The organism is Flavobacterium sp., from assembly GCF_044357305.1.
Classification (GTDB): Bacteria; Bacteroidota; Bacteroidia; order Flavobacteriales; family Flavobacteriaceae; genus Flavobacterium.
Map to the genome: position 1 here is coordinate 1 of NZ_JBIKPS010000046.1, position 3987 is coordinate 3987.

Consider the following 3987-nt stretch of genomic DNA (forward strand, 5'->3'; position numbering starts at 1 on the left):
CACATTATTTGGCCGATAAATTCCCAGAGAGTTTTGATAGTTCGGTTCCTAAAGATTTGGTGTATTCTGGTGGGGTGCAACTTACCGATGCTGTTGCCAATTCGCCAATTGATGCCGGAAAGTTGGTTTTATCTCCAACAAGAACCTATGCTCCAATTATAAAATCTATTTTAAACAAATATACACCAACCGATATTCACGGAATGGTGCATTGTTCTGGTGGTGCGCAAACAAAAGTCTTACATTTTGTAGATGCCGTTCACGTAATTAAAGATAATTTATTTCCGGTGCCGCCTTTGTTTCAGTTGATACAAGAGCAATCTAAAACCGATTGGAAAGAAATGTACCAAGTTTTTAATTGTGGTCACCGAATGGAATTATACGTTCCCGAAGCGATTTCTGCCGATATTATTGCAATTTCCCAATCGTTTGGTGTTGCTGCTCAAATTGTGGGAAGAGTAGAAGCAAGTGACGTAAAAAAACTTACCATTGTTAGTGAATACGGTACTTTTGAGTATTAGATTTTAATCTGTATTAACTTAAAATGTAATACCTATAAGGTTTTGGAAACCTTGCAGGATGGCCAATTTATTTTTCTTCGTCCATTAAATCACTTAAATGCACACGTAAGGCGTTTACTGAAATGCTAATTTCCCAGAAGGATATTCCTAAGGAAATAAGTAAACAAAGTAGGCTTGCGCCAAAGATATAAATGCCTGCCATTTGCCATTCTAGAAACAAAACCAACATTGCAAATACCGACAGAAACAAGCACAATACGCCAAATAGTTGCATGTAGCGAATTAAGGTTAACCTTAGGTTGAGGTTTGCGATTTCTAGTAAGATGCTTTTGGTTTGCACTTCATCGTAATTTTTTTTCAACCCACGTACAATTTGCGCAATGGTTAAAAACCGATTGGTATAAGCCAATAATATCAAGGAAGTTGCAGAGAATAATAAAGCAGGGGTTTCTATGTGGAGTGTCATGTTTGTTTTAAATTAGGAATTGCAAAGTTCGGGAATTTTATTTTACCTATGGAATAAAATATCCTCCCTATGCTTTTAACTTATTTCCTATAAAACAGGAATTAGTTAAAAAAATTAAACAATTCGTTTAAAGATACACCTAATGATTTTGAGATTTTAAGCATGGTAGAAACTTTCATTTCTTGCTTGCCTTTTATGTATTTTCTTAGATTTTCTACATCCATATCAGCATCATGAGCAACCTCTCTTGTTTTTAATCCTTTTAATTTAATTATTTCCTCAATACGTTTGCCAAGACTAATTATCTCAGGGTTTATTGTAGATTTTCTAACTCTTTTTTCCATATGGAAAATTACTTACGTCTAATTTATTTAATGTGATTGTAAGTAACTAGTTGTATGTAGCCGAATTTTTATATATTTGTAATAATAATAGTACAAATGAAAAATAAATTATTTACTTTTTTTCTATTAGTTTTCTTTGTTGGTTGTTCAACTAACAATGATTCTAATGGAAATTCTACAACCACGGATTTGCCTGTAGGAACAATTAGTAATAGTTTTACTAATCTTGGCAATAATGGTTACTGATGGAGCAGTACTGAAAGCAGTGCCAGTTTTGCAAAGGATTATCTATTAAATTATAGCGTTGGGAGTGTCCGAAATGGAAGTACTAGTAAAACAAATTAGGATTATCTATTCGTTGTATGAAAGTTTAATTTAAAACTAAATATAATATGAAGAACAATGAAGTTGAAATTAGAATTATAGAGTGTATTAAAAAGGCTCATTTATTTTCTAACGAACTAGGAAATTTAAGTTCTATACATTACGATTATCTATTAAATAACTTGACAGATATTTCTTCTACAAGAATACATACTACGTTATTAGATTTACATGAAAAAGGAAAAATTGATTATAAATCTAATAGTGAGGTAATAACATTAAAAGAAAACTTTATAAACTAATAAATCAAAACAATGAAAAAAATAATTTATCTACTAAGTATTACCTTACTAATACTTCAATCGTGCTCTTCGCCAAGTAGTACTGAAAGTTCAAATCCAACTTCAAGCCAGAGTATTTTAATAAAAAGAATCGTTTCTACTCAAGGAGGTATTGAAAATTTCGTTTATGATGGAAATAAATTATTAAAAATTTTATTTGATGATGGAACCAGTTCTGTTTTTACTTACACAGGCGATTTAATTACGAGAATTGAAATACGAGATGCAACAAATACTTTTATGGGGGAATTTTATACAATTAGTTATTTAAATAATAAAGTATCCCAACGTAAAAGTTATCATAATAACATATTAGTCAACAACCAAGATTATACTTATAATTCAGATGGAACAATAACAATTATTGTAATGACCTATAGTGACTTAAATGGAAATTACCAAGGAACTGGAATTTATAAAAATTATCTTAATAGTGTTGGAAATTTAATTAAACAAGAATATAGTTCCGGAAATTCAGGGACATCTACTAAATTATTTACTTATGATACCAAAAACTCACCCTATAAAAATATATTAGGATATAACGCAATTATTGATGACTCTATTAATAATCTGACTAATACTAATTCAATAGGAGGATTAAATCAAACATATAATTATCAATATAATGACCTAGATTTTCCAATTTCACAAGTAGAAATAACTCAATATGTAACTTATAATACTCAGTATTATTATTAAGTTGTGTGATATGCTACACGAAAACATAAAAACCAAATTAAATAAGAATAACTATGAAAATTAAAAATATATTAAGATTGTCTTTAATTAGTGCAATTATTTTAACAAGTTGCAGTAAATCTGAAGAAAACATAACAACTCCAACTGTTGTAAATCCTCCAACGAGCAAAATATTATTTGAGGCAAAAGTTGGGACAAATTATCATTTATTCACAATGAATGTTGACGGAACAAATGAAACCCAAATAACAAATTTTTCTAACGGAACAAACTATATTTATACTGGAGATGCATCTTGGAAATCTGACGGAACAAAAATAATATTTACAACAAATAAGGATAATGATAATGGAAGTGAAATTTATAGTTCTAATCCTGATGGAACTAATTTACAACGCATAAATCAGCCTTATGCAAATACACAAGACCCTAAATTTTCACCAAGCGGAAGTAAAATCTTATTTGCAGCAGGGGTTGGAAGTATATTGAATTATCAACTTTTTACTATGGATTCAGATGGAACTAATCTAACTCAAGTAACTAATTTCTTTAACGGAACTCCAAGTATATATACTGGAAATGCATCTTGGAAATCTGACGGAACAAAAATAATATTTACAACAAATAAGGATAATGATAATGGAAGTAAAATTTATATTTCTAACCCTGATGGAACTAATTTACAACGCATAAATCAGCCTTATACAAATACTCAAGATCCGGAATTATCTCCAGACGGAAGTAAAATTTTATTTGCGGCTGGGGTTGGAAGTATATCGAATTATCAACTTTTTACTATGAATGTAGATGGAACTAATCTAACTCAAATAACTAATTTCTCTAACGGAGCTCCAAGCATTTATACTGGAGAAGCATCTTGGAAATCTGACGGAAAAAAAATAATATTTACAACAAATAAAGATAATGATAATGGAAGTGAAATTTATATTTCTAATCCTGATGGTTCAAATATTGTAAGAATTAATCACAATTCAAGTGGTGAATCCAATCCGACTTGGAAACCATAAAAGCACAGTCGACACGAATTTATATGTCTTAAGAGAAAACTAAGATTTCAAAGTTTTCTCCGTCAAATATCCCAATCATGCAAATTTGCAATCCATTACAAATAATAACTAAGCAAAACTTATACTATTTATAAAATCCACAGAACTTAATTATCTGTGGATTTTTTTATTGAGTCAGGGAGGATAAATACCTGCTGTCATTATTGTTGTAAGTAATTTTGATAAAAACGATTCATTAGAAAGTTAAAAAATTGTACAAAA

General features: G+C 29.8%; 7 protein-coding genes. 5 read left to right on the plus strand and 2 right to left on the minus strand.

Annotated features, from left to right (window positions below; all coding sequences use genetic code 11):
- Positions 1-521, plus strand: a 521-nt coding sequence (locus ACIQ2J_RS14665; protein ID WP_396171216.1) for an AIR synthase-related protein, incomplete at its 5' end; no start/stop codon positions are given.
- Between the two features lie 67 nt (positions 522-588).
- Here ACIQ2J_RS14665 and ACIQ2J_RS14670 read toward each other — a convergent pair.
- The gene (locus ACIQ2J_RS14670; RefSeq protein WP_396171218.1) at positions 589-987 is read right to left on the minus strand and encodes a DUF2721 domain-containing protein; all 399 of its coding nucleotides are present in this window, start codon (positions 985-987) and stop codon (positions 589-591) included.
- A gap of 101 nt (positions 988-1088) precedes the next feature.
- The gene (locus tag ACIQ2J_RS14675) at positions 1089-1331 is read right to left on the minus strand and encodes a helix-turn-helix domain-containing protein (protein ID WP_396171220.1); all 243 of its coding nucleotides are present in this window, start codon (positions 1329-1331) and stop codon (positions 1089-1091) included.
- Between the two features lie 96 nt (positions 1332-1427).
- On the opposite strand from ACIQ2J_RS14675, the gene ACIQ2J_RS14680 reads away from it, so the two are divergent.
- The 4 genes from ACIQ2J_RS14680 (at position 1428) to ACIQ2J_RS14695 (ending at position 3726) form a co-directional block, all read left to right on the plus strand.
- Entirely contained in the window at positions 1428-1577 is a 150-nt protein-coding gene (locus ACIQ2J_RS14680) for a hypothetical protein (RefSeq protein WP_396171222.1), read from the plus strand.
- Between the two features lie 146 nt (positions 1578-1723).
- Positions 1724-1957 carry a hypothetical protein gene (locus ACIQ2J_RS14685; protein ID WP_396171225.1) on the plus strand — a complete coding sequence of 78 codons (234 nt, stop codon included), beginning with the start codon at positions 1724-1726 and terminating at the stop codon, positions 1955-1957.
- A 12-nt stretch (positions 1958-1969) separates the two neighbouring features.
- Entirely contained in the window at positions 1970-2698 is a 729-nt protein-coding gene (locus tag ACIQ2J_RS14690; RefSeq protein ID WP_396171227.1) for a hypothetical protein, read from the plus strand.
- Between the two features lie 53 nt (positions 2699-2751).
- Complete coding sequence (locus ACIQ2J_RS14695; protein WP_396171229.1) at positions 2752-3726, plus strand: TolB family protein; 975 nt, start codon at positions 2752-2754, stop codon at positions 3724-3726.
- Positions 3727-3987 lie beyond the last annotated feature (261 nt).

Coding starts and splice junctions, on each gene's coding strand:
- ACIQ2J_RS14670 (WP_396171218.1), bottom strand. CDS start 987: ATGACACTCCACATAGAAACCCCTGCTTTATTATTCTCTGCAACTTCC.
- ACIQ2J_RS14675 (WP_396171220.1), bottom strand. CDS start 1,331: ATGGAAAAAAGAGTTAGAAAATCTACAATAAACCCTGAGATAATTAGT.
- ACIQ2J_RS14680 (WP_396171222.1), top strand. CDS start 1,428: ATGAAAAATAAATTATTTACTTTTTTTCTATTAGTTTTCTTTGTTGGT.
- ACIQ2J_RS14685 (WP_396171225.1), top strand. CDS start 1,724: ATGAAGAACAATGAAGTTGAAATTAGAATTATAGAGTGTATTAAAAAG.
- ACIQ2J_RS14690 (WP_396171227.1), top strand. CDS start 1,970: ATGAAAAAAATAATTTATCTACTAAGTATTACCTTACTAATACTTCAA.
- ACIQ2J_RS14695 (WP_396171229.1), top strand. CDS start 2,752: ATGAAAATTAAAAATATATTAAGATTGTCTTTAATTAGTGCAATTATT.